The 24591-nt window shown below is 61.5% G+C and carries 23 protein-coding genes; 17 read left to right on the top strand and 6 right to left on the bottom strand.

What is annotated here, in order from left to right:
- Window positions 1–66 precede the first annotated feature (66 nt).
- The 16 genes from AC1DYM_RS17735 (at window position 67) to AC1DYM_RS17810 (ending at window position 14800) form a co-directional block, all read left to right on the top strand.
- Complete coding sequence (locus AC1DYM_RS17735; protein ID WP_477340567.1) at window positions 67–372, top strand: hypothetical protein; 306 nt, start codon at window positions 67–69, stop codon at window positions 370–372.
- 15 nt (window positions 373–387) lie between these two features.
- Window positions 388–1032 carry a hypothetical protein gene (locus AC1DYM_RS17740; protein ID WP_477340568.1) on the top strand — a complete coding sequence of 215 codons (645 nt, stop codon included), beginning with the start codon at window positions 388–390 and terminating at the stop codon, window positions 1030–1032.
- Window positions 1033–1109: 77 nt separating this feature from the next.
- Complete coding sequence (locus AC1DYM_RS17745; RefSeq protein WP_477340570.1) at window positions 1110–2417, top strand: XVIPCD domain-containing protein; 1308 nt, start codon at window positions 1110–1112, stop codon at window positions 2415–2417.
- Between the two features lie 145 nt (window positions 2418–2562).
- Entirely contained in the window at window positions 2563–3081 is a 519-nt protein-coding gene (locus tag AC1DYM_RS17750; RefSeq protein WP_477340572.1) for a hypothetical protein, read from the top strand.
- A complete protein-coding gene (locus AC1DYM_RS17755; protein ID WP_477340574.1) occupies window positions 3078–3689 on the top strand; it encodes a hypothetical protein in 612 nt (203 codons plus the stop codon). Before AC1DYM_RS17750 ends, AC1DYM_RS17755 begins: the two co-directional genes overlap by 4 nt.
- Window positions 3686–5152 (top strand): XVIPCD domain-containing protein, encoded by a 1467-nt coding sequence (locus AC1DYM_RS17760; protein ID WP_477340576.1) that lies wholly within the window; start codon window positions 3686–3688, stop codon window positions 5150–5152. Before AC1DYM_RS17755 ends, AC1DYM_RS17760 begins: the two co-directional genes overlap by 4 nt.
- A gap of 66 nt (window positions 5153–5218) precedes the next feature.
- The gene (locus tag AC1DYM_RS17765) at window positions 5219–6550 is read left to right on the top strand and encodes an XVIPCD domain-containing protein (RefSeq protein WP_477340578.1); all 1332 of its coding nucleotides are present in this window, start codon (window positions 5219–5221) and stop codon (window positions 6548–6550) included.
- Between the two features lie 44 nt (window positions 6551–6594).
- The gene (locus AC1DYM_RS17770; RefSeq protein WP_477340580.1) at window positions 6595–7197 is read left to right on the top strand and encodes a hypothetical protein; all 603 of its coding nucleotides are present in this window, start codon (window positions 6595–6597) and stop codon (window positions 7195–7197) included.
- A gap of 84 nt (window positions 7198–7281) precedes the next feature.
- On the top strand, window positions 7282–7800 hold the full coding sequence (locus AC1DYM_RS17775) for a hypothetical protein (RefSeq protein ID WP_477340581.1): 519 nt from the start codon (window positions 7282–7284) through the stop codon (window positions 7798–7800).
- Window positions 7797–8471, top strand: coding sequence for a hypothetical protein (locus AC1DYM_RS17780; protein WP_477340583.1), 675 nt, complete (start codon window positions 7797–7799; stop codon window positions 8469–8471). Before AC1DYM_RS17775 ends, AC1DYM_RS17780 begins: the two co-directional genes overlap by 4 nt.
- On the top strand, window positions 8468–9058 hold the full coding sequence (locus AC1DYM_RS17785) for a hypothetical protein (protein WP_477340585.1): 591 nt from the start codon (window positions 8468–8470) through the stop codon (window positions 9056–9058). The genes AC1DYM_RS17780 and AC1DYM_RS17785 overlap by 4 nt, the downstream gene beginning before the upstream one ends.
- Window positions 9055–10524, top strand: coding sequence for an XVIPCD domain-containing protein (locus AC1DYM_RS17790; protein WP_477340587.1), 1470 nt, complete (start codon window positions 9055–9057; stop codon window positions 10522–10524). Before AC1DYM_RS17785 ends, AC1DYM_RS17790 begins: the two co-directional genes overlap by 4 nt.
- Window positions 10525–10554: 30 nt before the next feature.
- Window positions 10555–12237 (top strand): type IV secretory system conjugative DNA transfer family protein, encoded by a 1683-nt coding sequence (locus AC1DYM_RS17795; RefSeq protein ID WP_477340588.1) that lies wholly within the window; start codon window positions 10555–10557, stop codon window positions 12235–12237.
- 101 nt (window positions 12238–12338) lie between these two features.
- On the top strand, window positions 12339–12857 hold the full coding sequence (locus AC1DYM_RS17800; RefSeq protein WP_477340590.1) for a hypothetical protein: 519 nt from the start codon (window positions 12339–12341) through the stop codon (window positions 12855–12857).
- Window positions 12854–14323: an XVIPCD domain-containing protein gene (locus AC1DYM_RS17805; RefSeq protein ID WP_477340592.1), complete on the top strand. Its 1470-nt coding sequence runs from the start codon at window positions 12854–12856 to the stop codon at window positions 14321–14323. The genes AC1DYM_RS17800 and AC1DYM_RS17805 overlap by 4 nt, the downstream gene beginning before the upstream one ends.
- Before the next feature lie 258 nt (window positions 14324–14581).
- Window positions 14582–14800, top strand: coding sequence for a hypothetical protein (locus AC1DYM_RS17810; protein ID WP_477340594.1), 219 nt, complete (start codon window positions 14582–14584; stop codon window positions 14798–14800).
- A gap of 807 nt (window positions 14801–15607) precedes the next feature.
- Here the strand turns inward: AC1DYM_RS17810 and AC1DYM_RS17815 are convergent.
- The 3 genes from AC1DYM_RS17815 to AC1DYM_RS17825 all read right to left on the bottom strand — a co-directional run bounded on the left by AC1DYM_RS17815 (window position 15608) and on the right by AC1DYM_RS17825 (window position 19608).
- On the bottom strand, window positions 15608–17185 hold the full coding sequence (locus AC1DYM_RS17815; protein ID WP_477340596.1) for an asparagine synthase-related protein: 1578 nt from the start codon (window positions 17183–17185) through the stop codon (window positions 15608–15610).
- 82 nt (window positions 17186–17267) lie between these two features.
- Window positions 17268–17432 carry a hypothetical protein gene (locus AC1DYM_RS17820; protein WP_477340598.1) on the bottom strand — a complete coding sequence of 55 codons (165 nt, stop codon included), beginning with the start codon at window positions 17430–17432 and terminating at the stop codon, window positions 17268–17270.
- Between the two features lie 193 nt (window positions 17433–17625).
- Entirely contained in the window at window positions 17626–19608 is a 1983-nt protein-coding gene (locus tag AC1DYM_RS17825; RefSeq protein WP_477340600.1) for a reprolysin-like metallopeptidase, read from the bottom strand.
- 167 nt (window positions 19609–19775) lie between these two features.
- Here AC1DYM_RS17825 and mutS point away from each other — a divergent pair, with 167 nt between their 5' ends.
- Complete coding sequence (gene mutS / locus AC1DYM_RS17830) at window positions 19776–22361, top strand: DNA mismatch repair protein MutS (protein WP_477340602.1); 2586 nt, start codon at window positions 19776–19778, stop codon at window positions 22359–22361.
- A 158-nt stretch (window positions 22362–22519) separates the two neighbouring features.
- On the opposite strand, the gene AC1DYM_RS17835 is transcribed toward mutS, so the two are convergent.
- Genes AC1DYM_RS17835 through AC1DYM_RS17845 form a run of 3 tightly spaced genes read right to left on the bottom strand, consistent with a single transcriptional unit; the run spans window position 22520 to window position 24560 of the window.
- Window positions 22520–23263 (bottom strand): hypothetical protein, encoded by a 744-nt coding sequence (locus AC1DYM_RS17835; protein ID WP_477340604.1) that lies wholly within the window; start codon window positions 23261–23263, stop codon window positions 22520–22522.
- Window positions 23264–23265: 2 nt separating this feature from the next.
- Window positions 23266–23664: an RNA-binding S4 domain-containing protein gene (locus AC1DYM_RS17840; RefSeq protein ID WP_477340606.1), complete on the bottom strand. Its 399-nt coding sequence runs from the start codon at window positions 23662–23664 to the stop codon at window positions 23266–23268.
- A complete protein-coding gene (locus AC1DYM_RS17845; protein ID WP_477340608.1) occupies window positions 23661–24560 on the bottom strand; it encodes an AEC family transporter in 900 nt (299 codons plus the stop codon). Before AC1DYM_RS17845 ends, AC1DYM_RS17840 begins: the two co-directional genes overlap by 4 nt.
- Window positions 24561–24591 lie beyond the last annotated feature (31 nt).

Genomic DNA, 24591 nt, shown 5'->3' on the forward strand with positions numbered 1-24591 from the left:
GGATCACATAGTCCACGCCAACGTCACGCATCCAGGGTTCGAACAACATTGGCATAAGGATCAGCAATGAAGAAGTTCCTACTAACCGCTCTACTCTTCGGCTTCAGCTCTGCCGCCGCTGCGCAGTACTACGAGCCGATCCCTTATTACGGAAACAACCCTTTCATCTTCTGCACAGTCGGCGTTCCGCAGGATTGTTGGGCTCCGATCAGCAAGGAGTTGGGAACATTCACCGTCACCAACTACTACTGCTTCAACGCCTACTCGGCATTGCTGTTCGCACGCGTGTGCCCCAAGGCATTCGCCTTAGGCGCAGCCAAGTCGGTCATGTCAACGTCGTCGGCTCGCGATCCAGCCGATGCCAGTCCGTGATGGATGAGACGCCTCATGACTTCTGAGCGCACCTTTCAGATTCTCGCGCTCGTCGTGGGCTTGCTCATTTCCGGCACAATCGGCGCTCAAAGCACGAATCCTTACGCTCGTCCGTCGACGGTCCCGGCCACCCACACCAAAGGAAGCCACATGGATGACCTGACATCCTTCGCGACCGGCGGGGCGAGGGTTCTCGATTCGAAGCTTGGGGAGATCGCCGCTGACGGACATATGGGCGCTCTGCTGGTGATCGAACCTTCGCCAAGCGGATCGGGCCGACTCGGAGAAGGTCCTCCGCGTGACGTCGTTATCCTCGTCAGGGATGCGACGGGCAACCTCCAGAAGGTTGCTTCTAACAGGCACCTCGTCCCCTGCGGGTCTTGTGGTGGCACGTCAGGTGATCCCTACGGTTATATGAGCGTCGCAAAAGGCAGCTTCACCGTTGTTGTCGGCGGTGGTAGTCGCGAACGCTGGACAGACGAGTACACGTTCTCGTACATCAGTAGCAAGAAGGACTGGTTCGTCTCGGCTGTCTCTCGCAAAGTGGTCGACACGGTCACTGAAAAGGAAAAGCATGTCAGCTTGACCGTAAACGAGCTCGGCACGATCACGTTCAGCGACTTCGACCCGAGCAAGCTCCCGGAAGTAACGTTTCCGTGATGCTGCCGCAAGCAATGACGGCGGTGTTACGAAGCTAAGAGACGCGCCACCGCAAGTGAGTCAACCAGGAGCTACACATGGCGATTGATCGCGAAACCCAGGTGCTGACCGACGCGACCGCGGCGGGCATCACCAACCCGAGAGAGCTGGCCAACTTCATGGCCCAGGTCACTCATGAATCCAACGGGCTTAACCGGCTCGAGGAGAGCTTTCGCTATACGCGAAACATCTCCCAGATTCCAGTGCAATCCGCCTGGCGCGAAGGCCCGGAGGTTCTGGAGGCCGCGCGCAAGGAAGCCCTGATGGGCAAGCCCGAGCATTTGGCCGAGTTGATGTACGGCGGCCGAAACGGCAACGACGAACCGGGCGATGGCTGGAAGTATCACGGCCGCGGTTATATCCAGCTCACCGGCAAGGACAACTACCGCGCCGCCGGCGAAGCGCTGGACCTCGATCTGCTCAAGCACCCCGAACTCGCCGCCGATCCCCAGAACGCGTCCCGCATCGCAGTCTGGTATTGGGAAAATCGCGTGCCCGAGAACGCTAGGGATGATGTTCGCGCGGCAACCAAGGCCGTCAACGGCAAGTACAACGGCCTGGAAGATCGCGAGCACCGGTTCGAGGAATGGCAGCACCGCCTCACGCCCGACGTGATGCATCGCCTCGCCGAGGGCAACGTGGGGAATCCACAACCTGCCCTGCCAGCGCACGGATCCGACAAGGCCTCGACCCTCAAAGAGGGCGCGAGCGGCGAGGACGTCCGCCTGCTCCAGGGGAGCCTCGCCCGGCTGGGCTATACCAACGGCCAGCACAGTGAACTCCACACCGACGGCAAGTTCGGCCCCGGCACGCGAGCCGCGCTGGAAGCGTTTCAGCGCGATCATCACCTTGTCGCGGACGGCGTCGCGGGGCCGCGAACGATGGAAGCGCTCGCCCAGGCAAAGCATCAGGACGCCGTTCAGCGCGCCGCGCAGTCCGGGCGGCTGGACAGCCCCATGCATCCGGAGCACGCGATGTACGAACAGGCGCGTAATGCCGTGCATGCACTGGATGCAAAATATGGCCGTACGCCGGATAAGCAGAGCGACCAGCTTGCAGGCGCGCTGACCGCCGAAGCGAAACGCCGGGGTCTGTCTAAGATCGATCACGTCCTGCTGAGCGATGATGGTAGCCGCGCGTATGCCGTTCAGGGCGACCTCAACTCCCCGACCAAACGAACGGTCGACGTCGACACGGCGAAGGCAGTCAATACGCCGATCGATCAGAGCGGAGCTGAAATATCCAGGCAAGCGCCCTCTACTCTGCCGTCCGCCAATAACACCCCACAGCTGTCGCCAGAGAGTCTCCATCCGCAGGCGCCAGACTCGCCGAAGCCGGGGCGTTGAGACCATGACAATAGGAAGCGACAAACCTAATGCACCACGCCTTTTCGGGGCAGGTTTCCGTAGAAGCCAGCGCCCGGGACGGTGGGTACTCGCTCTGATTTCAGTCATTGGCCTTTGCCTGGCCTTCGCCTCATGCAGCGGACTCTTGGGCGACCCCAAGATCGAGCTTAACCCGCATCCAACGAAGCGCTACGGAATCATCGTCACATTCGAGAACGCTCCCGGCCCCTTCGATAGCATCGAGGCACACGTGGATTATGGCGTCACGGACTACTCGTGCGTCCCCGAACAACCTATATCCGGCGCTCGGCTGCTTCCCAGCAAGCGCGTCGATTTGAAGCTACGAAAAATCAGCGAAACCACTTACGAGACTGACATGTACGTCGACCTCCTAAAAGACAAGGACTTCTACTCGAAGGGTGTTTGCCACTGGTCCGCTGCGCTCTTCAGCGTAATCGTCAGGCGCGGACGGATGAAGTTCATAACACCGTCGCCTGACTTCAAATATCCGGCCGATAACCAGGAGGTGCGCTACTTCTCCTTCGCGGCATATCAACAAAGCTCGACCGACATGCGCAACACGGGAAACACGGATCGTGACGCCTATTCTGACCCGTCGAAAACCTTTTCGATCAAAGTCGTTGCACGGGAGTTGAGGCAATGAGCGATCGCACGAATGAACTCGCCTCCTTCCGTTGGCTCGCTCAGGTCGCCGTCCCCGGCCTGTTTCTCTTACTGCCTGCATGTGGTGGAAACATCGAAGACCCTAAGATCGAACTCAATGCCAACGCCTCGATGCGCTACGAAATCATCGCTCGTATCGAAGGATCGCCTGTAGCTCTCGACGGATTCAGCGCATCGGTGAATTACCAGGTCATCAACGAGTCATGTGTACCCATGACACCCGTATCGGGTGTCAAAGTTGCACCGACAAAGCGTATTGATCTCGAAGTCGTACCTATCGGAAACAACGAATACAGAATGTTCGTCTTTACCGATCGCCTAAAAGATGAGGATTACTTCGGCAAGGGAATCTGCCATTGGTCACTCGTTGCGGCAAGTGTGATCGCGAGGAAAGGCGAAACCGAGTTTTCAGCCGGGATATTTCAGAAGGACATCACGACTCAGTCGAGCGTGTCTACCTACTACTCGAAGAATGCGCTCGCCGGCACGGTAAAAATTCTCGACTCCGGCTCTGACCACCGAGGCACCTATGCTGACGCAATCAATACGTTTGCGATCTCACTGGATGCCAAAGGGGCGGTGAAATGAGTCTTAGGCCGCAAGAATACGCCCTGCTCGCCAAGGATTCATACCGCTCTCATATTCCCGGCGACCGCGTAACTCTCGGTGCTGACACGTATACCGTGCTCGACTCCAGTGAGCCGTCGCGCCTGGGATTTCAGGCGACCGCATACCGATCTCGCGACAAGTCTGAAGTAATAATCGCCTACAGGGGTACCGAGTTCGATCGAGAGCCGTTCAAGGACGGCAGCGTCGATGCAGCAATGGTTCTCGCTGGACTTAATCCGCAAGATGTATCTGCGGAGTCCTTTACGCGCCATGTCATCGACACAGTGCGCAATGACGACCGCAATTCGGGATCTATGACCCATATCAGCGTTACTGGCCACTCGCTGGGAGGCACCTTGGCGGAGATCAACGCCGGCCGCTTTGGTCTTGACGGCCAGACCTTCAACGCGTATGGAGCCAAAGGACTCGACCCGCACGTGCAGAACGTGGCAGGGCATCTCGTCGACCACGCCCGCGCTGGCGATCCGGTGAGCGCGGCGAGCCCCCATCTCGGTACGGTAAAAATCTATGCCGCCCAACAAGACGTCGACAGGGTCGACGCCGCCGGCTACGGGCACCACGACGGGTTCAACAACCTTCGGACCGTCCTCGCTGTGGACTTTTCGTCACACGGCATCGAGAACTTTGTTCCGAACAATGAGCTTCTCGGAGAATCCATCTTAAGCCCGGATGCAGAAGCCCGATACCAAACCAACAAAGAGCTAATCGACGGTTATCGCTCCGACATCTCCACCATCCGCTCGCATGCTTCGGTCGCATGGGAAGCACAGAGGTCTGTGACTGAGCACATCGAAGGCGCCGGTGCCCGTGTCGTTGAAGCTGCGCGCCACGGAACACAGGCGTTCGCGAGCGGCGTTGGGGAAGGCGCGACCCTCGCAGCACAGGCTTTCAATTCCGAAGCAACACGGTTGGGCCACGGCGCTGTCGTGGGGGCCCGCACACTCGGCATCGTTCCCGAGTACGGCGCCGATGCGAGTTGGGGCTCCCCCACCGGCTCCCCCCAACTCGACCGCCTACTCCACCCTCCCAAGCTCACCGAGCCAGGCCACCCCGACCACGCCATGTTTCAGCAGGCGCTCCGGGGTGTCCATACCGTGGATGCTTCCACAGGCCGCCAACCCGACCAGATGAGCGAGAACCTGGCAGGGGCACTGACTGTTGAAACCCGGCGCAACGGCATGAACCGGATTGACCATGTCGAAATGAACAGCGACTTCAGCCGCGCCTATGCGGTGCAGGGTGACGCCAACTCACCCTTCAAGAAGTTCGCCGAAGTCCCGACGGAAATCGGCGTCGGCACCTACATCGAGAGCAGCAGCTTCCAATGGCAACAGGCCGCCGCGCATGACGCATCCCAGCAGGTGGCCGCCAGCCAGAGCATGGCGCAACCGACGATCGAGGGACCGACCCATGGCCGCTGAACCGATGCGCGCCACCTCTTCCTGCCTTAAGCCGCGCCGCCTGGCGCTCCGTGACGGAGAAACCGCATGAGCCGCGACATCTTTAACGAAGCCAACGAACACTTCCTCAAGTCGGGCCGCCAGTACGAATACGGCCGGCCGGATATGTCGCTGCGCAATCATGGTGGCGACGGCCACACCGACAGCAGCCGCACCGAGCAGGACAACGATCACGACGGCCGCCTCGGCGTCGATTGCTCGTCCTTCGTCTGGCGCGGCATGCACGACGCCGGCTACGGCGTCCCTGCCACGCCGTTCGGCACGCACGACCTGTTCGAAGGCAACACGCCGACACACTACGCACGTAATCACTTCGACGTTATCTCCGCTGGCGATGCGCACCAGAAGAATGGTTCGCTACAGCCGGGCGACGTCCTGATGTTCCGCGACAAGCATGGCTCCGGCCAGCACGTCGCCATCTTCAAGGGCTACGACGCCGAGGGACATATCCACTTCATCGGCTCGCAGGTTGGCTCCGGACCGGCCGAAGTAAACGTCACGCCCGGTGGTTACTGGGACGGCAAGAACATGGAGATCGTCGGTGCGCTCCGTGCGAAGCCGGAGTTTCGTGTCCGTGAGCCGTTGCATGGCAACTCGCCGGATGGCCCAACGACTTCGACGCCCTCCGGACCTCATGGCCCGGCGACGCACGCCACGCCGCAACCGCCCGCACCTCCCGGCCACACGACGTCGGCGCAGAGCACGCCTGGGCATGTCACGCCCACACATACCACACCCACCCACGAGGCCCCGCTACGCCACGGCGACAAGGGCGACCAGGTCCGCGATCTACAGGCCACCCTGCACCGCCTCGGCTACAAGGACGAACACGGCCATGCGCTCCAGCCGGACGGCGACTTCGGCGCGCATACCAACGCAGCCGTCGAACGCTTCCAACGCGCCCATGGCCTGCATGCCGATGGTGTGGCGGGCCCAGCGACCAAGGAAGCCCTGCATGCGGCGACGCCACGACTCGACGCCGCTGGGCATCCCCACCAGGCCCTGTACCACCAGAGCCGCGACGCCGTGCACCGCCTCGATGCACAGCACCAGCGCACCCCCGACCTGCAGAGCGATCAGATCGCCGGTGTACTCACCACCAAGGCGATCGACCAGGGTATGACCCGAGTCGACCACGCCGTCCTCAACGACGACGCCAGCAAGATCTACGCCGTGCAAGGCGAGCTCAATTCGCCTTTCAAGAAAGTGGCCGAAGCGTCGACGCAGGAAGCCGCCAACACCTCGCTGGAGGAGAGCGGCCGCCAGTCGTTGCAGGTTGCCGCGCAACAGACGCAGCAACAGGCTGTGGGCGCACCGACACAGTCGCCGCAACCCCTTGCCCCGAACCAGACCGCCTGATGCGCGCCTCGACTTCGTCTTTGGAACCCAGGATGCCCCACGCCATGACTCCCCTATCGCGCCGTCCGGTCTTGCTGCCTTACTTCTGTATCGCCCTGCTGCTTGCCGCGCCCTCGGCCTTCGCCGCGAAGAAGCCGGACGCAGGCGCCCTCCAGTCCCTGCTTCAGGCGTCATCGCCTGGCTCCAAGGTCGTCTGCGCCAAGGACACCTATGGCAACGCCGCCTGCACCATCGACGGCGATGCCGTGGACGTCAACGACGACTGCACCTCGAATATGGCCTTCGGCGGCGTCGACAGCGCCAAGGGAGTCACGCTCGAAGACCATTACAAAGCCAGCTTGTCAAAGCCCATCGCCCACGTGGGCCAGCATCAGTTGCTCTGCATCCAGGCGACGCAGCGAAAGGAAGGCGCCCTGATCCGTGCGCTGGTCAAGGCCGTACCCACGAAGACCGTTAAGGCATGCAAGGGAAACGACAGCTGCAAGGGCGCCGATACTCCCATCGATTGGAAGCGGCCGCCCAGCGGGACAGCCTGCACACTGAAGCCGGATGGCCACTACGCTGGCGACTGTGCGACCGGGTGGACCGACGGCAAGGACATCGAGGAATATTCGATGGGCCTGAATCCTGAAGACACAGGAGCGTAAGGCCTCGGCCGAGCCATGATCTCCCTTCGTACCTCCGTCATCATCGGGTCGCTCGCTCTTCCCTGCAGCGCCTGTAGCGCGACCATGTCCCAAACCGACATCAAGGAGAACCCGACCCCGAAAAAGCGGTACGAGATAACCGCGACTGTTGAAGGCGCCCCAGGCCCGTTCGATCGCATTCACGGCATCGCCGATTACCGTGTCACCAATGATTTGTGTGTCTCGCCGACGCCGATCATGGGTGCACGCATCGTTCCCGAGAAACGTGTTGATATCGACTTTCGCCATGACCACGACAACGTGTATCGGGCCACGGTCTACCTCGACCTGCTGCAGGACGCAGATTACTTCGGCAAAGGCCCCTGTCATTGGAACCTCATGGCAGCGGGTATCGAGCTTACCCACGCCACCGTCACCTTCAGCGCCTCGCTTTTCCATGACGACCTTCTTGCCGGGAAGACGGTTCCCCGTTTCTTTGCCGAAGCTTCCTACGCCAAGGCAAAGCCAGATCGCCTCGATACGGGMATCGCCGACCGTGCGCAGTTCCACGGTACGGGCGGCCTGTTCTGGATCACACTGAAGGCTGAGGAAGGCAAACCATGAAGCGCAAGCCGGAGAGGACCACACATGTGCGCCTGATTAAATCGTCTTCCGTCTCCCTTGGATTGATGTCTGCACTTCTTTTCACGTGCTCGACTTACGGCGCCGCCATGAAGAAACCTGACATCAAGCTCAATCGCCAGCCAAGAATGAGCTATGAGATCACCGTCAAGGTGGACAACGCGCCGGGCCCMTTCGATCGCATCGAAGGTGTCGTCGACTACCGCGTGAGCAACGAGGACTGCGTGCCACTCATGCCTGTCACAGGCGCTACCGTGGCACCCGAGAAGCGGGCACCCGTCGTACTCACGCATACAGGCAGCAACCTCTACAAGGGAGAGGTTTTCGCCGACCTGCTTCTGGACGAAGACTATTACGGCAAGGGTGTTTGTCATTGGTCAGTCGTAGCGGCCAGCGCCAATCTTTGGGTCAAGCAGTTGGACTTCCGCGCACCGCTTTTCCACGACGACCTGTTGAAAGGCAACCCAGTTACCCGCTACTACTCCAATCGATCCTATGCAACGACGCAGATGGGGCGTGTGGACACCGGCGAAACCGACCGCTCGCAGTATCAGGATGAGGCGAACGCCACCTTCTCCGTGACCATCTCGGCCACTCGAAACAAGATCGAGGAATACGTGATGACGATGAAACCCAAGGGGGTCAACCCATGATGGTAAAGCCATCCCTGGTCATGACCGCCCTGCTCTTCTCCCTGACTCAACTTGCCCACGGTGCCACCATGAACAATCCCGACATCAAGCTCAATCCGAATCCACGCATGCGCTACGAAGTGACCGTGCGCATCGAGGACGCGCCGGGCCCGTTCGACACCGTCAATGGCACGGTCGATTACCGGGTCAGCAACGAGGACTGCGTTCCCATGACGCCGATCACAGGTGCGACTATTCCGCCGTCGAAACGCGTTCCGCTAAAGCTGGTGTCGATCGGCCACGGCGTTTATCGCGGCGAACTCTTCGCCGACCTCCTCCAGGACGAAGACTACTTCGGGAAGGGTGTCTGCCATTGGTCGATCGTCGCCGCTGGTGTGGAAGCGCGGGTCAAGAAGATGGATTTTGCAGCATCACTACCCAAGGACCATATCTTCGCGCACACGCCGGTGACTCAGTACTACTCGAACCGTGCGTATGCGGAGAGCGACGTTGATCTCCTCAATACGGGGAACCTGAGCAGGACCGAGTTCAAGGATCCCGCGCACACCTTCTCGATCAGTCTGAGTGCCGAGGAGAAGGGTCAATGACGCCCCAATCCACAGGCTACGCCCTGCTCGCAAAGGATTCGTACCGAACCCCGGAAAAAAATGATTCCATCGAGATCGATGGACAGCAGTACACGGTCTTTGCCAACGCCGACGATCCGGCAACGGGGTTCCAGGCGACTGCCTACCAGCGCAAGGGAAGCAGTGACATCGTCATCGCCTACCGTGGCACCGAGTTCGACCGTGAACCGGTGCACGATGGTGGCGTCGACGCCGGGATGGTACTCCTGGGCGTGAACGCACAGGCCCCCGACTCCATAGCCTTCACCCAGGAGGTCCTGGCAAAGGCCCAGAAGGACGCCGACCTCAACGATCGGACGGCGAACGTCACCGTCACCGGGCATTCCCTCGGCGGAACGCTGGCGGAGATCAATGCGGCGAAGTTCGGACTCAAGGGCGAGACGTTCAATGCCTACGGTGCGGCAAGCCTTTACGGCGTACCCGAAGGCGGCAACCAGGTCATCGACCACGTCCGCGCGGGCGATGTCGTCAGCGCGGCCAGCCCTCACTTCGGCGAGGTTCGCGTCTACGCGTCGCAGCAGGACATCGATACCCTGTCCAAGGCAGGCTATCGGGACGACAGCGGCCTGCTGAGCCCTCGTAACCCGATCAAGGCCATCGATTTCGATTCGCACGCGATCGACAACTTCATCCCCGACAGCAAGCTCCTCGGCCACAGCATCATTTCCGACGAGAGTCAGGCTCGCTATCGCGCCCACGAGGGCATGATCGACCGCTACCGCAACGACGTCGGCGACATCCGCATGGGCCTGTCCGCCGCGTGGGAGATTCCCAAGGCCGTCGGTGAGCTGAAGGACGCCATCGAACACAAGGCTGCCCAAGCCGTCGGCGCAGGCGTTCTCGCCGTCGAGCATGGCGTCGAGTACGCGGCCCACGAGGTCAAGGAAGGCTTCGATCATCTCAAGACCGGCGTCCAGCACGTGGGCCACGAGATCGCCGATGGGGCCCATGCCGTCGAAGCGAAAGCCCATAGCGTCTGGAATACCGTCACCCACCCCGGCACGTGGTTCGAACACGACAAGCCTGGGGTGTCGCTCGATCACACCGCTCATCCCGACCATCCCATGTTCAAGCAGGCACGCGAAGCGGTCCACGAGCTCGACCGCGCTCACGGCCGCGCGCCGGACGGCGTGAGCGAGAACGTCGCCGGCAGTCTGGTCGTCAAGGCGCGCCAGGACGGCCTCGAGCGGATCGACAAGGCGGTACTCAGCGAGGACGCGTCGCGCATCTACGTCGTGCAGGGCAGCCTCGAGTCGCCGCTGAAGCGCATCGCCGAGATGCCCACCGAACAAGCTGCCAGCACCTCGGTCGCCGAAAGCAGCGTCCAATGGCAGCAAGCGGCGCAACAGGCACAGCAGCAGGCCCAGTTGGCCAGCCAGCAAACACCCACCCATCAGGAGAGGACACAGCCGTCGCCCGGCCTGTGATCCCATAGCGAAGGAAAAGGTACATAGCGCATGAGTAAGACAAGGGGATATTGGGCGATCGGCCTTTTCGTGGTCGCCCTGGTGGCGGGTGAGATGCTTGCGGGCTATCTCACCCTGTTATTCCTCCGCCTGGGCCAGATCCCACTGCGGCTGGCCACTTATTACGAATACGTGCGGGCACTGAATCTGCCGCAGGTGCGTCCGTACGCATGGAAGATTGAGACTGCCGGTGCATTGGGCTTCGGCCTTCCGCTGATCCTGTGGTTCGTGGTGCTGTACTTCCTGACGAAGAAGAAAAAGCAGTCCATGCACGGCGACGCCCGCTTCGCCACGGCGTCGGATCTGCGCAAGCAGAAGATGCTGTCTCCCGCCGACAACGGCATCCTCGTCGGCAAGTACAAGGGCGATCTCGTCCGTCTTCCCGGTCAGCAGTTCGTCATCCTCGCCGCCCCCACCCGCTCGGGCAAAGGCGTGGGCGTGGTGATCCCCAACCTGCTCGACTACAAAGAGTCGGTCGTTGTCCTCGATATCAAGCAGGAGAACTTCGACCTCACCAGCGGCTGGCGCAAGTCGCAGGGGCAGGAGATCTACCTGTTCAACCCGTTTGCCGAAGACCGGCGCACCCATCGCTGGAATCCGCTGAGCTACGTCTCGAAGGATCCCGCCTTCCGCGTGTCGGACCTGATGAGCATCTCCTCGATGCTCTATCCGGATGGATCGGAAGACCAGAAGTTCTGGGTCAGCCAGGCCCGCAATGCCTTCATGGCCTTCTCCCTCTATCTCTGCGAAAAGTGGGAAGACGACGAGCGGAAGAACCGGCCCATTGCCGTCCGCAGCAAGCCGACGCTGGGCATGATCTATCGCCTGTCGTCCGGCGATGGCACCGATCTGCGCGAGCTCTACACCGCGCTATCGAAGGACCCTTGCCTCAGCTCAAACGCGCAATCCGCCTTCGCCAACATGCTCTCCCAGGCCAATGAAACCTTCGCCTCGATCCTCGGCACCTTCAAGGAGCCGTTGAACGCCTGGATCAACCCGGTGCTGGACGCCGCGACCAGCGAGGACGATTTCCTCCTGACCGACGTCCGCAAGAAGCGCATGACGATCTACATCGGCATCCAGCCGAACAAGCTGGCCGAAAGCCGCCTGATCGTGAACCTGTTCTTCAGCCAGCTGATCAACCTCAACACCAAGGAACTGCCGCAGAACAACAAGGAGCTGAAGCACCAGTGCCTGTTGTTGATGGACGAGTTCACGTCGATCGGCAAGGTGGAGATCATCGCCTCGGCGGTCTCGTACATGGCCGGCTACAACATCCGCCTGCTCCCGATCATCCAGAGCATGGCCCAGCTGGATGCGACGTACGGCAAGGACGTCTCGCGTACGGTCATCACCAACCATGCGTTGCAGATCGTCTTCGCACCGCGCGAGCAGCAGGACGCCAACGACTACTCCGACATGCTCGGTTACACGACCGTGCGCCGCGAGAACATCACGAAGAACAAGAACGGTGACGTGTCGAAGAGCCATTCGGAAGAGAAGCGTGCGCTGATGTTGCCGCAGGAATTGAAGGCAATGGGCACGGACAAGGAAGTGTTCCTGTACGAGGGTATTCCGCATCCGGTGATGTGCGAGAAGATCCGCTATTACGAGGATAAATACTTCACGTCGAGGCTACTAACGAAGGCCGATGTCGCGCCGCTCTCGATCTGAATGACTTCAGGGATATGAATGTAACCATGAGAACTCGATTGTTCCGATGCGCCTCCATCGCGGCGCTGCTCTCCCTTACATTTTCTGCTTACGGTGCGTCCATGAAGAAGCCTGACATCAAGCTCACCCCCAACCCGCGCATGCGCTATGAGATCACGGCTACTCTGAAGGGTGCACCTGGGCCGTTCGAGACGATGGGAGGTCGTGTCGACTACAAGGTCATGAATAAGGCCTGCGTGCCGCTCACGCCGATCACGGGAGCCACCGTAGAGCCCCAGAAAGCACTCCCTGTTGCGTACGAGAAAGTCAGCGATGGCGTTTACAAGGGCGTCGTGTATGTCGACCAGATCCAGGACGAAGACTATTTCGGCCTTGGCGTCTGCCACTGGTCCATCGTGGGCGTCACTGCCGATTTCCACCACGGCAAGGTGAACTTCAGTCCTGCCATCTACCTGAACGACCTCCTCGCCGAGCAGGAGGTCATCAAGTACTTTTCCATACATTCGTACGAGAACGTTACTCACGAGAGCATCGACATTGGTGCTCCGGATAAGTCTGCTTACCTCGACCCCAGCCGAACGTTCACCATCACACTGAAGGCCGAGGAGAAGGCTCAATGAGCCCCCGCTCGACTGACTACGCACTCCTTTCACAGGACGTCTATCACGACACGGACAAGGAGAAGACGGTAACCCTGGACGGGATTTCATATCGTGTCATGGATGCTGCCAACAATTCGCGAACTGGCTTTCAGGCTCAAGCCTATATTCGCGAAGACGTGGTGCCAAATCAGGTCATCATCGCGTATCGCGGGACGGAGTTTGATCGCGAGCCTGTACATGACGGAGGCGTCGATGCGGCGATGGTGATCGCCGGAGTTAACCTGCAGAAGGACGACTCCACCAAGTTTGCTGAAAAGGTCATAGCGGAGGCTAACCAGCTAGCGAAGGACCAGCAGCGACCGCGGCCAGAGATCACGGTCACCGGCCACTCACTCGGCGGAACATTGGCAGAGATCAACGCGGCGCGTTATGGACTAAAGGGCGAAACATTTAACGCTTACGGCGCCGCTGGCCTTATGGAGGGCGTTCCCGCCGGAGGCACCCAGGTCATCGACCACGTGCGCGCTGGAGACGTCGTGAGCGCCGCGAGCAAACATTTCGGCGAGGTGCGCGTGTACGCTGCTCAAAAGGACATCGACACGCTTTYCCAAGCGGGATACCGCGACGATGGCGGAATGCTCTCGATCCGCAATCCGGTCAAGGCCATCGACTTCGATTCGCACTCGATCGACAACTTCGTTCCCGACAGCACACTGCTTGGTCAGTCGCTCATGAGTCCCGAGAGTGAAGCTCGCTACCGCGCCCACGAAGGCATGATCGACCGATATCGCAACGACGTCATGGACATCCGCCACGGTCTATCGGCCACCTGGGAGGTGCCAAAGGCTATCGGAGAGGCCGGCCGGCGACTGGGGCACGAGATCCGCGAGGATGCCCATGCCGTGGGTCATGCGGCGTACCAGGTTGCTCACGAGGTTGCGGACACGGCGCGCCACGTGCGCGACGAAGTCTCGGCGGACTTTCGTGCTGCGGGCCATTCGGTGAGCGAGGGTGCGTCGAACGCGTGGAATACGATGCTTCACCCCAGCACTCTGTTCTTGAATACTGATCCCGTATCCGCGCGGGTCGACCAACCCGGTCACCCGGACCATCCGATGTTCCAACAAGCGCGGCAAGGCGTCAGGCAGATCGACGACCAGCATCAAAGAGTCCCTGACGAACGCAGCGATCGACTTGCCGCATCGCTGGTCGTCGCCGCGCGCGAGGGTGGCCTGAAGCAGATTCACCAAGTGGCGCTGAGCGACGACGCGAGTCGCACCTACGCTGTGCAAGGCGAACCTAATTCGCCACTGAAGCGAGTGGCCGAGGTCGACACCATCCAAGCCATGTCCACCCCGATCGAGCAAAGCAGCTTGGCGTTGCAGCAGGTTGCCCAGCGAGAACAGGTCTTGGCCGGCCACCAGCAGCAACCTCAGCAGAACCAACAGAACCAGCAGCAGGGGCCGGCATTGCCAGGCCCGTAAGATAAACGTGAACTGAATAAATCTGCCGTCGGAGAATCATCTTCCGACAAATCAGCCGTAGATTACTGATCAAAATGGCTTTTTACGTCTTCATCTTCCGACAGAAACGATGGCGGATGTCCCCAATCACCCAGGCAATCACTACGCTGATGTGATCAGCGCGGCGCTTGAGGAGCCCTGGGATTGGCGCGGCAATCTCGGCCTCGCACGTATCGTCGATGCGACTGATCAAGTCGTCCGTGCATCTCGAACGACGACATGGCGCCCATGCGTTGGGTACCGGGAACAACCAGCGGGCGAGTCCCCGCCCTGGAGCCCGAGGCAATTACTCACGTTAATGATCGCGACGCCTTGATCGTCGCTGGCGACACCTGGGAAGAAACAGCACGCCACGAACTGGTCACGCAGGCATGGGCCGAATGGGCGAATCACCGCGCGCAGCAATTAAAAGAGCAGCTAGAGCGCGATGCGAATTGACGACCCAGCGAAGTGACCGCTGCGCGCCTACAGACAACCCGAAATTGTTTTGCTACGGTCACACCGTTGCCCGCGTCATCGACATGAATCACGTCGCAGGCAACCATCGCTCGATGCGGTGAAAATCGCGAGCCAAGGGTGCGTCAACACCCCTGACCCGCTAACCAAACCAACTGAAGTAGGAGTTGATAATGGCTGCCCACCATTCTACGGCACTCGCTCGCTCGCCGAGCACCCACCGGCGACACCCCCAGCGGAAACCGGGCCGTCTGCGTCCCGCGTAGACACGGTTGAATAACCGCGGCGCCTGCCGTTCTGATGAGATGTTTCTTGGCCGTAGCACCCGGCGCGTTGCCGTGTGCGGCGAAGATCGAACGCGCTGACGCCGTCACCTACGTCATCAATCACAGGCTCGGCGTCCGGTCACGGACAGCCGACTAACCCGCGAGTCCGATGGGCCGCGGCACGCCGCGCTGTCGCCGGCGTGCCGCGTTAGGCGGCGCGCGGTGAATACAGAAGGAGCGGACCATGCTTATGGAACACGATGCCAACGCACATGAGCTGTTGAACGAGGCCACCGAGTGGCTGCAATACGCGAGGAATGTCACGCAGATGCTGGCCGAGTTGGTCCATGAGTCCGATAGCGTGGATTGCGCGAGGCTGTCGATGACGCTGGAGGCGATTGGGGCGATGACGCATCGGGGGATTCGGTGTGCGGCTGAGGCTCGGGGGAGGATGGCTGTGGGGAGACGGTGAGGTGATCGTGGATCGCCGATGAATCGGCTCCTACAACGGCATGCCTCTGCCCTATGAGTGGCTGGCCTGGCGGGCGCATCGCTCTAGCCATAGGAAGGACGCGAACGCTGATGTGGCGGGGTGTGAGCGGGTGTTTGCGATCGTTGCCAATAGGGTGAGTAGCGCATGGTGATCGACTAGCCCGAGGTCGGCCAATGCGCACTCCTTCAATTGCTTCGCCAGCGTGTCGGCATGGCGGGCGATCAAGGGTGGCAAGACGTCGGCGAAGGTTTCCTTCAGATATCCCTTGGGAAACACGTCGCCACCGAGATGGCTCTCGAGGTAGCGCCGCATGACCTCCCTGCCCTCGCGACTGCTCCGTGGCAGCCGATGGCACACGTAGGCGAGCCGCGGATCGCTCAAGGGATGAACCGGCCACTGGCCGTGCTTCAGCAGATCCGGCGCACGGCATGCGTTGGCCAGCAGTGACGTTACCGGCACCGGACTTGCCGGCGCATCGAAGAGTGGCTGACTGCGGGCTGCGGCCAGCGCGCGCGGCGTGAGCAACTCCTCGGCGTAGCTGCGGGCATCGCGTGCCCAAATCGGACCTTTCGCGGCACCGACAGAAATCTCATCGAGGTAGGCCGGAAACAACTCGTCCCCTCCGACGCCGGTAAACAAGGTGTGGCGCCCCTTGTCCCGAGCCGAAGCCCATAGCGCCGAGCACGCTTCCAGATAGAACTCGCGGCAGAAGCCATACGGTTCAGGCGGTGCGCTCAAGTCGAGACTCGGAGGAAACGCCGTGATGTCCACGGTATGGTCCGCAAGGCCGAGCCGCTCTGCCATGAGCTGCCGACGGCGCACCTGGGGGCCGCGCACGTCGCCATCGAGAAGAATGCCCTTGCTGTCGATGTCCTTATGAAGACCCGCAAGCGCCACGGCGACCGTCGCCGAGTCCATACCGCCGCTGAGTTCCAGGGACACGCTCCCTTCGAGCCATGGCCGTAATGACACGGCTCGCCGCAACGCATCCGAAAATTGCGGCAGCCTGTCTTCACCATCGTCCACCGCTGGGATACTTTCTTCTATCGGTTCCGGATAGCGATACCGCGCCCTGCCCGGCTCCACGTGCAACGAAGCGCGCTCGGTGAGCAGGACCACGCCGGTATACAACTGACGTGCCGCGTAGGTCGTGCGCAGGGCCAGCTGATGGCTCGCCACTTCCATGTCGATCATGGCGGGACGATCGGAAAAATCCGCCGAGTCCCACGAAATCTTGACCTGGTTGTCCGTGACCCTGGAATAGACAGGCGCCGAGCCAAGCAGCCCGGCACGGACGCGCAGACGATGCCCGGCCTGGGCTGCCTCGATCAGAACATAATCGAGCGGCCAGAGCAGGCACTCGTGATGCAGCGTGTGATACGTCGTGTCGTCGGGCGCATCGACGACGACATGTTTATCGATCTCGCCGAGGGATTCGGCCAGGCGCTCCCTGACGACGATGAACCAACGACCTGGCGCCCGGACCACCCGTGTTTCAACCATCGGATGCGCGTACGGGGTAAGACGGCTCGGTCCTATCGTCAGGCGATCGCCATGCCACGTGGGCTCGTAAGACAGATCGGCTAACGCGATATCGGCCTTGATCACCAGGAACTCCCTCAAAGAAAAGCCGCCTCGTTAACGAGACGGCTTCGGTGCTTCTTGACCGATCGGGACGATGCCCCGGGACTCAGCCCCAGTCGCCGCCGCTGTGCGTGGAACCGATGCGGCCGATATCACCGACGTCGTCGATCTTGGGTGCCCACTTCACTGACGTGGTGCCAATCTGCAAGGGACCTTCGATCTGAATACCGAAGAGATTGACATCGTGCATCGGCTGGTCGCGCTTATCCATGAGAACGCTCCGAAGTTGGTAGGCCGCCCTATGCGGCTCATCGAACGTAGCACCGGCGGTATAACGTGCGAACAGCAAGCGCTATGCAATTTCGGACTACATGGAACAACTGTGGCCCTGAGCACACTCACGCGTACCGCTGGCTCGATCTCGGACGAAGTGATTAAGGCAAACCTCGTCCGGGACCTTGCATCTATTTCACGACCTTGAAGTTACCAGGCGACACAGCAAAGAACAGGTGACCGTTACAGGTTACGCGAACGCGAGCACTGAGCAGGTCTCGACCCAACACGGGGACGTCAATATACGCATATCCCGAGTTTGGCACAGAGGCCGCCAGTGGCTTTGAAAGGTAGGAGTAACCTCCGTCCGGTGACAAGTCGATCCTTACGCTTCTGCAGAGGATCGGCGAACGTGCGGTGCCGGCTACATTCCATGAAACGACCCGCCTGCTCCCCGCCTTCCAGCTTGTGCTCGCAGAAGGATATCGGATGGCGAAGGCTTGCCCCGTATCCACCACTCGAACCGTTCTGGGGGAAGACGACACCGATGCCTTATCGCCCACGTTGTCTCGCACGGCGAGGCTGAAGTTCAACTCACGCGTCGTCGCCGGATACACTTCTCCCTTACTCAATGGCTCGTCCCCAAGCACGGCCTCCAGCTTCGGAAAAACACGCGTTCCGGCCGCGGTGGGCGGATATGAGCGAAAGATGGGGCCCTTGCCGGTATCGATCAGAGCTTCGTCTTCACTTTGTTCCGGCCCCAGGTCGACCTGTTCCCATGCATAGGTCAATCGCGCGTGACGATTCCCCGACTGCGCGTAAGCATCAAGGACAAACGGTGTCCGTGCTGGAATGAAAGCACTCATCGCGCCTTGCGAGTTCAMAATGGAAAGCGGCTGACCTCGCTGGGCTCTTGCCACGCCACAAGCGGAGCCGGGCCCAGCCACAAAGGCGCGTACCTGGGAAATGCTCTTCGCATGGAAATACTCGTCCTGCAGGTCTTGAAGATTATGCAGCGGGCTGAGTTCCACGGGCCATTTGTCCGCACGAAAACACTCGCCCGCGTAACTCATGATGGTCGAGCCACTGCCCGGCTCGACCCCTGAATCCGAATCCCGCTGACACCCGTTGAAGGTGTGGAGCGCACCGAACTGATGCGCCAATTCATGCATGACTGTGATGATGAAGCTCTCGTTGAACGCTGGAAGTTCCGTCGAGGGCGAAATCAGCCCCGTACTTGCATCCGCCTTTTTTTCGGCATCGCAGACAGATCCGTCGATAGCACCCCCACCATTCGACGATTCGAACAGATGCCCCACGTCAAACTCACCTTTACCGATGACCTGATCCAGCACCTTGGCGTTCTGCTTCCTGGCAAAGTCAAAGTCGGTATCGCCTGCAGGCGGCCTATAGGGATCCTTTGCCGGATCGGTGAAGATGATCATGTCGCTGTTCTCGACGAGTGTGAGATGGATACCCAGGTCACGTTCGAACACGGCGTTCACGCGATTGATCGTTTCGGCGACACTCGCCAATCCATCGCCGACCGTGCCGCTAAAGTGCTTCGTGTAGGCACTTGTCGCCGCAACAGCCAGACGGTATTCGCGAAAGCCGGACGAGGTCGGCGGTCCGTTTGAATCCCACATCGGTTCCGACGATGACTGTGTGCTGGCTTGCCGCACATTTTCTCGAAAACTGACGTATTCGCCATCTGTCACGGAGCCAAAGCCGGGTGCATTCGCGGGCTGCACGCGCCACGTCCCTGCTTCGTCGAACACGATGGCACGCAGTCCTTTCGCCGATGTATCAAGGCGCAACCGGCGTCCGTAAGCGTCCACTCCCTTCATACTGAGAATGTCCGGATGACGCGCGGCGAGTGCGGGCGGTAAGACGCCGGAGTCGCTCAAGGTGAACGTTGTACTTCCACCTTCCGGCAAGGGCAGGGTCACTTGCTTCGGCGTGTCTCCATGGGTGTTGCTGCGAAAATCGGAGACATCGAGGCGAGTCCGGCGATAGGCCGTTTTTTTCTCTTCCAGTCCGCTGCTAACAGTCGATGGAGAGCTCCTAACGCTCTCGATATCGAGGGGTGACCCCGTGGCAGTTGCGGTCAACATCCCGGCAATCAGACCCAGGCACCGAACGGCGGGTTTTTCGATGAGTAACAAGCGCGACATACGACTCTCTCCTTGTGTCGTCAATACGAACTCGATCGCTGGCGACCGAGCGATTGTTCGACAAGGCGTTGATTTCGAAGTTCGGGAGAAGCGTCGACCGAAGGGCGGTATCATGGGCGATCGGCGCGCCAGAGTGGCGCGCCTTCGGCATTGAATCTCGGAAAATCATGGCTTTAGCAGAAGACACCTCGGTCGGCGCCGGGCATACCCCCTTTATGCGTCAGTACCTGAGCGCGAAGGCTGAGTATCCGGACATCCTGCTGTTTTTCCGGATGGGCGACTTCTACGAGCTGTTCTACGACGACGCCCGCAAGGCGGCCCGACTGCTCGATATCACCCTGACCCAGCGCGGTCAGTCTGCCGGCTCGCCGATTCCCATGGCGGGCGTGCCCTACCACGCCGTGGAGAACTACCTGGCGCGGCTGGTGAAGCTGGGCGAGTCCGTGGCGCTGTGCGAGCAGATCGGCGATCCTGCGCTGTCCAAGGGGCCGGTGAAGCGCGAGGTTGTGCGCATCGTCACCCCTGGCACGGTGACCGATGCCGCGCTGATGGAAGAGCGCCGCGACAACCTGCTGCTCTCCATCGCCGCCAGCCAGACCGGTTACGGCCTGGCCTGGGTGGATCTCTCGACAGGTCGCTTCCTGCTGACCGAGGTCCCCACGGCGGAAGGCCTTGCCGCCGAACTGGCGCGCCTGCAGCCAGCCGAGACCCTCGTCGGCGAGGACGTGGCCTGGCCCAAGCTCGTCTCGACCCTGCCGGGCCTGCGCAAGCGTCAGCCCTGGCACTTCGACGGCGACGCCGCACGACGCGAGCTGTGCCGCTTCTTCAAGACCCGTGACCTGCTCGGCTTCGGCGTCGATGGCATGCCGCTGGCCGTGGCCGCCGCCGGCTGCCTGCTCGGCTACGTCGAAGAAACCCAGAAGGCCGCCCTGCCCCACCTCACCGGTATGGCCGTGGAGAACGCGGGCGAGACCATCGCGATGGACGCCGCCACGCGGCGCAACCTCGAGATCGACACGCACCAGAGCGGTCGCGTCGAAAACACCTTGCTCGGTGTGCTCGACGAGACGGTGACGCCGATGGGCGCAAGGCTGCTGCGCCGCTGGCTCAATCGTCCCCTGCGCGATCGCCAGGTGCTGCGTGGTCGCCATCAGGCGATCGGCAGCCTGATCGACTCACGCCGGCACGCCACGTTGCGGGAACGCCTGCGCGGTATCGGCGATCTCGAGCGCATCCTTGCGCGCGTGGCGCTGCGTTCCGCGCGCCCGCGCGACCTGTCCACCTTGCGCGATGGCCTGGCTGCGGCCCCCGCCTTGCGTGAAGACATCGACGGCCTCGACAGCCCGCTGCTGCACAGCCTCGTCGAGCGCATCGGCGATCACGCCGACACCGCCGCCCTGCTTGCCCGTGCCGTGATCGCGCAGCCGCCCGTGCTGCTGCGCGATGGCGGTGTTCTCGCCGAAGGCTATGACGACGAACTCGACGAGCTCCGCCAGCTCTCGACCAATGCCGATCAGTTCCTGGTCGACATGGAAGAGCGCGAGAAAGCCGCCAGCGGTATTTCGACGCTGAAAGTCGGCTACAACCGCGTACACGGCTACTACATCGAAATCACCAAGGCGCATTCCGAGAAGGCACCGCAGCACTACACGCGCCGCCAAACCACGAAGAACGCCGAGCGTTACATCACCGAAGAACTCAAGCAGTTCGAAGACAAAGTGCTTTCGGCGAAGGAACGTTCGCTCATGCGCGAGCGAGCACTCTACGAGTTGCTGCTCGACAAGCTGACCGACCGCCTCTCCGAGCTGAAGGTCGCCGCCACGGCCATGGCCGAACTCGACGTACTCGCGAATCTCGCCGAGCGCGCCGAGACACTGGATTGGGCGGCACCGGTGCTGCACGACGAGCAAGGTATCCACATCGAACGTGGCCGCCATCCGGTCGTCGAGAAGGTACGCGACGAACCCTTCGAGCCGAACGATCTCGTGCTCGACAAGGGTCGGCGCATGCTCGTCATCACCGGTCCGAACATGGGCGGTAAGTCCACTTACATGCGGCAGAACGCGCTGATCGTGTTGCTCGCGCATGTCGGTAGCTACGTACCGGCGTCGGCCGCGACCATCGGTCCGATCGATCGCATCTTCACCCGCATCGGCGCCGGTGACGATCTCTCGCGCGGCCAGTCGACCTTCATGGTCGAGATGAGCGAGACGGCGAACATCCTGCACAACGCCACCGACTGCAGCCTGGTGCTGATGGATGAAGTCGGCCGCGGCACCAGCACCTACGACGGCCTCTCGCTCGCACGCGCGGCAGCGGTGCATCTGGCCGCGACCAGCTGCGCGTACACGCTGTTCGCCACGCACTACTTCGAGCTGACCGAGCTGGCGGGCGACTTCCCGACCATCGCCAACGTGCACCTGGATGCCGTCGAGTACGGCGAACAGCTGGTCTTCATGCACACGGTCAAGGATGGCCCGGCCAACCGCAGCTTCGGCTTGCAGGTAGCCGCCCTGGCCGGTTTGCCCAAGGCAGTGATCGCCGATGCGCGCCGCTACCTCGCCGCACTGGAGCAAGGTCACGAGGTGACGGTCGCCGTCGCCACACCGCCTGCCGCGACGCCGCAGATGGGCCTGTTCGCGCCGTCGCTGCCGTCACCCGTCGAGGAGGCGCTCCGCGCCATGGATCCGGACGCGCTTTCGCCTCGTGATGCCCTGGACCAGCTGTATAAGCTCAGGAAAATGCTGCGCTGAACCATTGAGAAGCCCTATGGAGTCGATCTGAACAATCGAATTCCCCTCGGGTAGCAGGCTTCCTATAGTGAACGTGCGGTCCGGGCCTTCGGCTCAACCGCAACGGGGCTTACGACTCTCCATCTTCCCGCCCCGTGACGTCCCCCGCCCCACCCGTGTCAGCAGCCCGGATGTGGATCTCCGGGGGACGGTTTTTTTTGTGGCAGACCGTACTGTCGCGCCTCGATCATCGTACGCATCAGCACGACGAAAAGATCCGCGCTGAACAGCGACAACGTGTGGACGCTCCACAGCATGTATCCGTGCGCGTCGAACAGACGCAACGAGCCATCCGGACCACCCTCGTCGAGCTTCGCGATCTCCTCGATCGCAAAGCGTTGCCCCTCGACATCCAGCCCTTCGCGACTCAGCTGGAGTTCGGTCGTCTTGCCGAACGCGGCAGCACCCTGCACACGCGCGGCGAGCCGATCGGCATCACTGCTGGCATGGAACGTCAACACCTCGCCGGCTTCCAGCGAGCGCAGCGCAAGAGGTCCGCGCTCGCGTAACTGGCCGCCGATGATTTCGCCGCGAAGACGAACGCCGTCGCCATCGTCGTCGAGCGCGTCGATCCACGCATCGTCCGGACCACGACGGAATGCCAGGGCATTCGCGGGTCCGAACAAGCGATGATCCGTGCGATAGAGGCAGAGATCAGCCATCGCCATGAACGGCACGAAGACGCTTTTTCGCGTCCCCGCGCCGTACGCGACGATGCCGTGCTCATGCAGGTCCAGCGCAACGCCCGGCCCGATGGCAAACCAGCGAAGCCGCGAGCGAATGGCGCTCAACCACCGCGGCGCACGCGTGCGCCCGTGACGACTAAGCAGCCGTCCCGGCACGATGTCAGTCGGAACGAGCATCGTCAGAGCGTCTTCTTCAAATCCTGGATCAGGCGTCGCGCGTGCTTGTCGGGCTTACCTTCAGGCCGGAGCAACGCGCCTCCGGTAAGACGACGGTCCTCGCGTTGGCGTTCTCGCTCGGCAACACTCTCTTCCGTTTCGGCATAGAGTTTGCGCGCTTCCGGCGCCGGGCCACGCTTCTCGGAGAGCGCAGCGACCACGGCGACGAAACGCTCTTCGCCTTTTGTGATCTTCAAACGATCGCCGATGGTCACCGTCTTGGCCGGCTTGCAGGCGGCATCGTTGAGCTCGACTTTTCCGCCAACGATCGCTTCCTTGGCCAGCGCCCGGGTCTTGAAGAAGCGCGCGGCCCAGAGCCACACATCGGCACGTACGCCAGGAATTGTCGGGTGTTCGGTCATGGAAGCAGCATATTACCCAAGGGCACGGTCACCAGGCAGAGGAGAATGCCAGCGCCGAGAACCGTGTTCGCCAGCCGCGGCTCGAGGTCGTACTGGTCGGCCAGGATCGCGGCCGAAATCATCGGCGCCATGGCCGCCTGAAGCACGCCGACCGTGAGCGTCAAGCCACCGATCCCCGCAGCGACCCCGATGGCGAACACCACCAGTGGCGCCAACAGAAGTTTCCAGCCGAGGCCGGTGACGAGCGCACCGATCTGATCGCGCTGCAGGTGCAGGCGGAACTGCAGACCCACCGAGAACAGCGCCAGCGGCGTCAGCGTCGAACCGATTTGCAGCATCACTTTTTCGACGGCTTCGGGCCAGCCTCCGACCAGTCCGACGATCACGCCGATCACCAGCGAGATGAAAGCCGGGAACGTCAGCACACGACGCACGATAGCGGCCGCGCTCGCTCCCCTGCCCGAGTACATCGACGCGACGACGATGCCGCCCGCGGCGAGCATGGGGAAACAACCGAGCTGGTCCGCGATGACGGCGACCGAAAGCCCCGCCTTGCCGTGCAAGGCTTCCATCATCGGGTAGCCCATGAACGACGTATTGCCGAGGCCGCAGACGAGCGTCAGGCAGCCGACTCGCGCCGGCGACCAGGCGAAGAGGCGACCGAGCGTGGCGAAGAGTGCCCATGCCCCGAAGAACGTGACGTACATGCCGACCACGGGAAACCAGAGCCGCGCATCGATCGTGACATGCGGCACGAGCGCCAGCACGAGCGCCGGCAAAGCGATGTTGAGCACCCACCAATTGATGCCCGGGACGATGCCGTCGGGCAGCCTGGCGAACCGTCGGCAGAGGATGCCGAGGGCCAGGCAGGCGAAGAGGATGAGAAGTGCCGACATAGGGCACGACGATACCAGCGTGCCCTACCCC

It is taken from the genome of Luteibacter sp. P1_D3, from assembly GCF_056406135.1.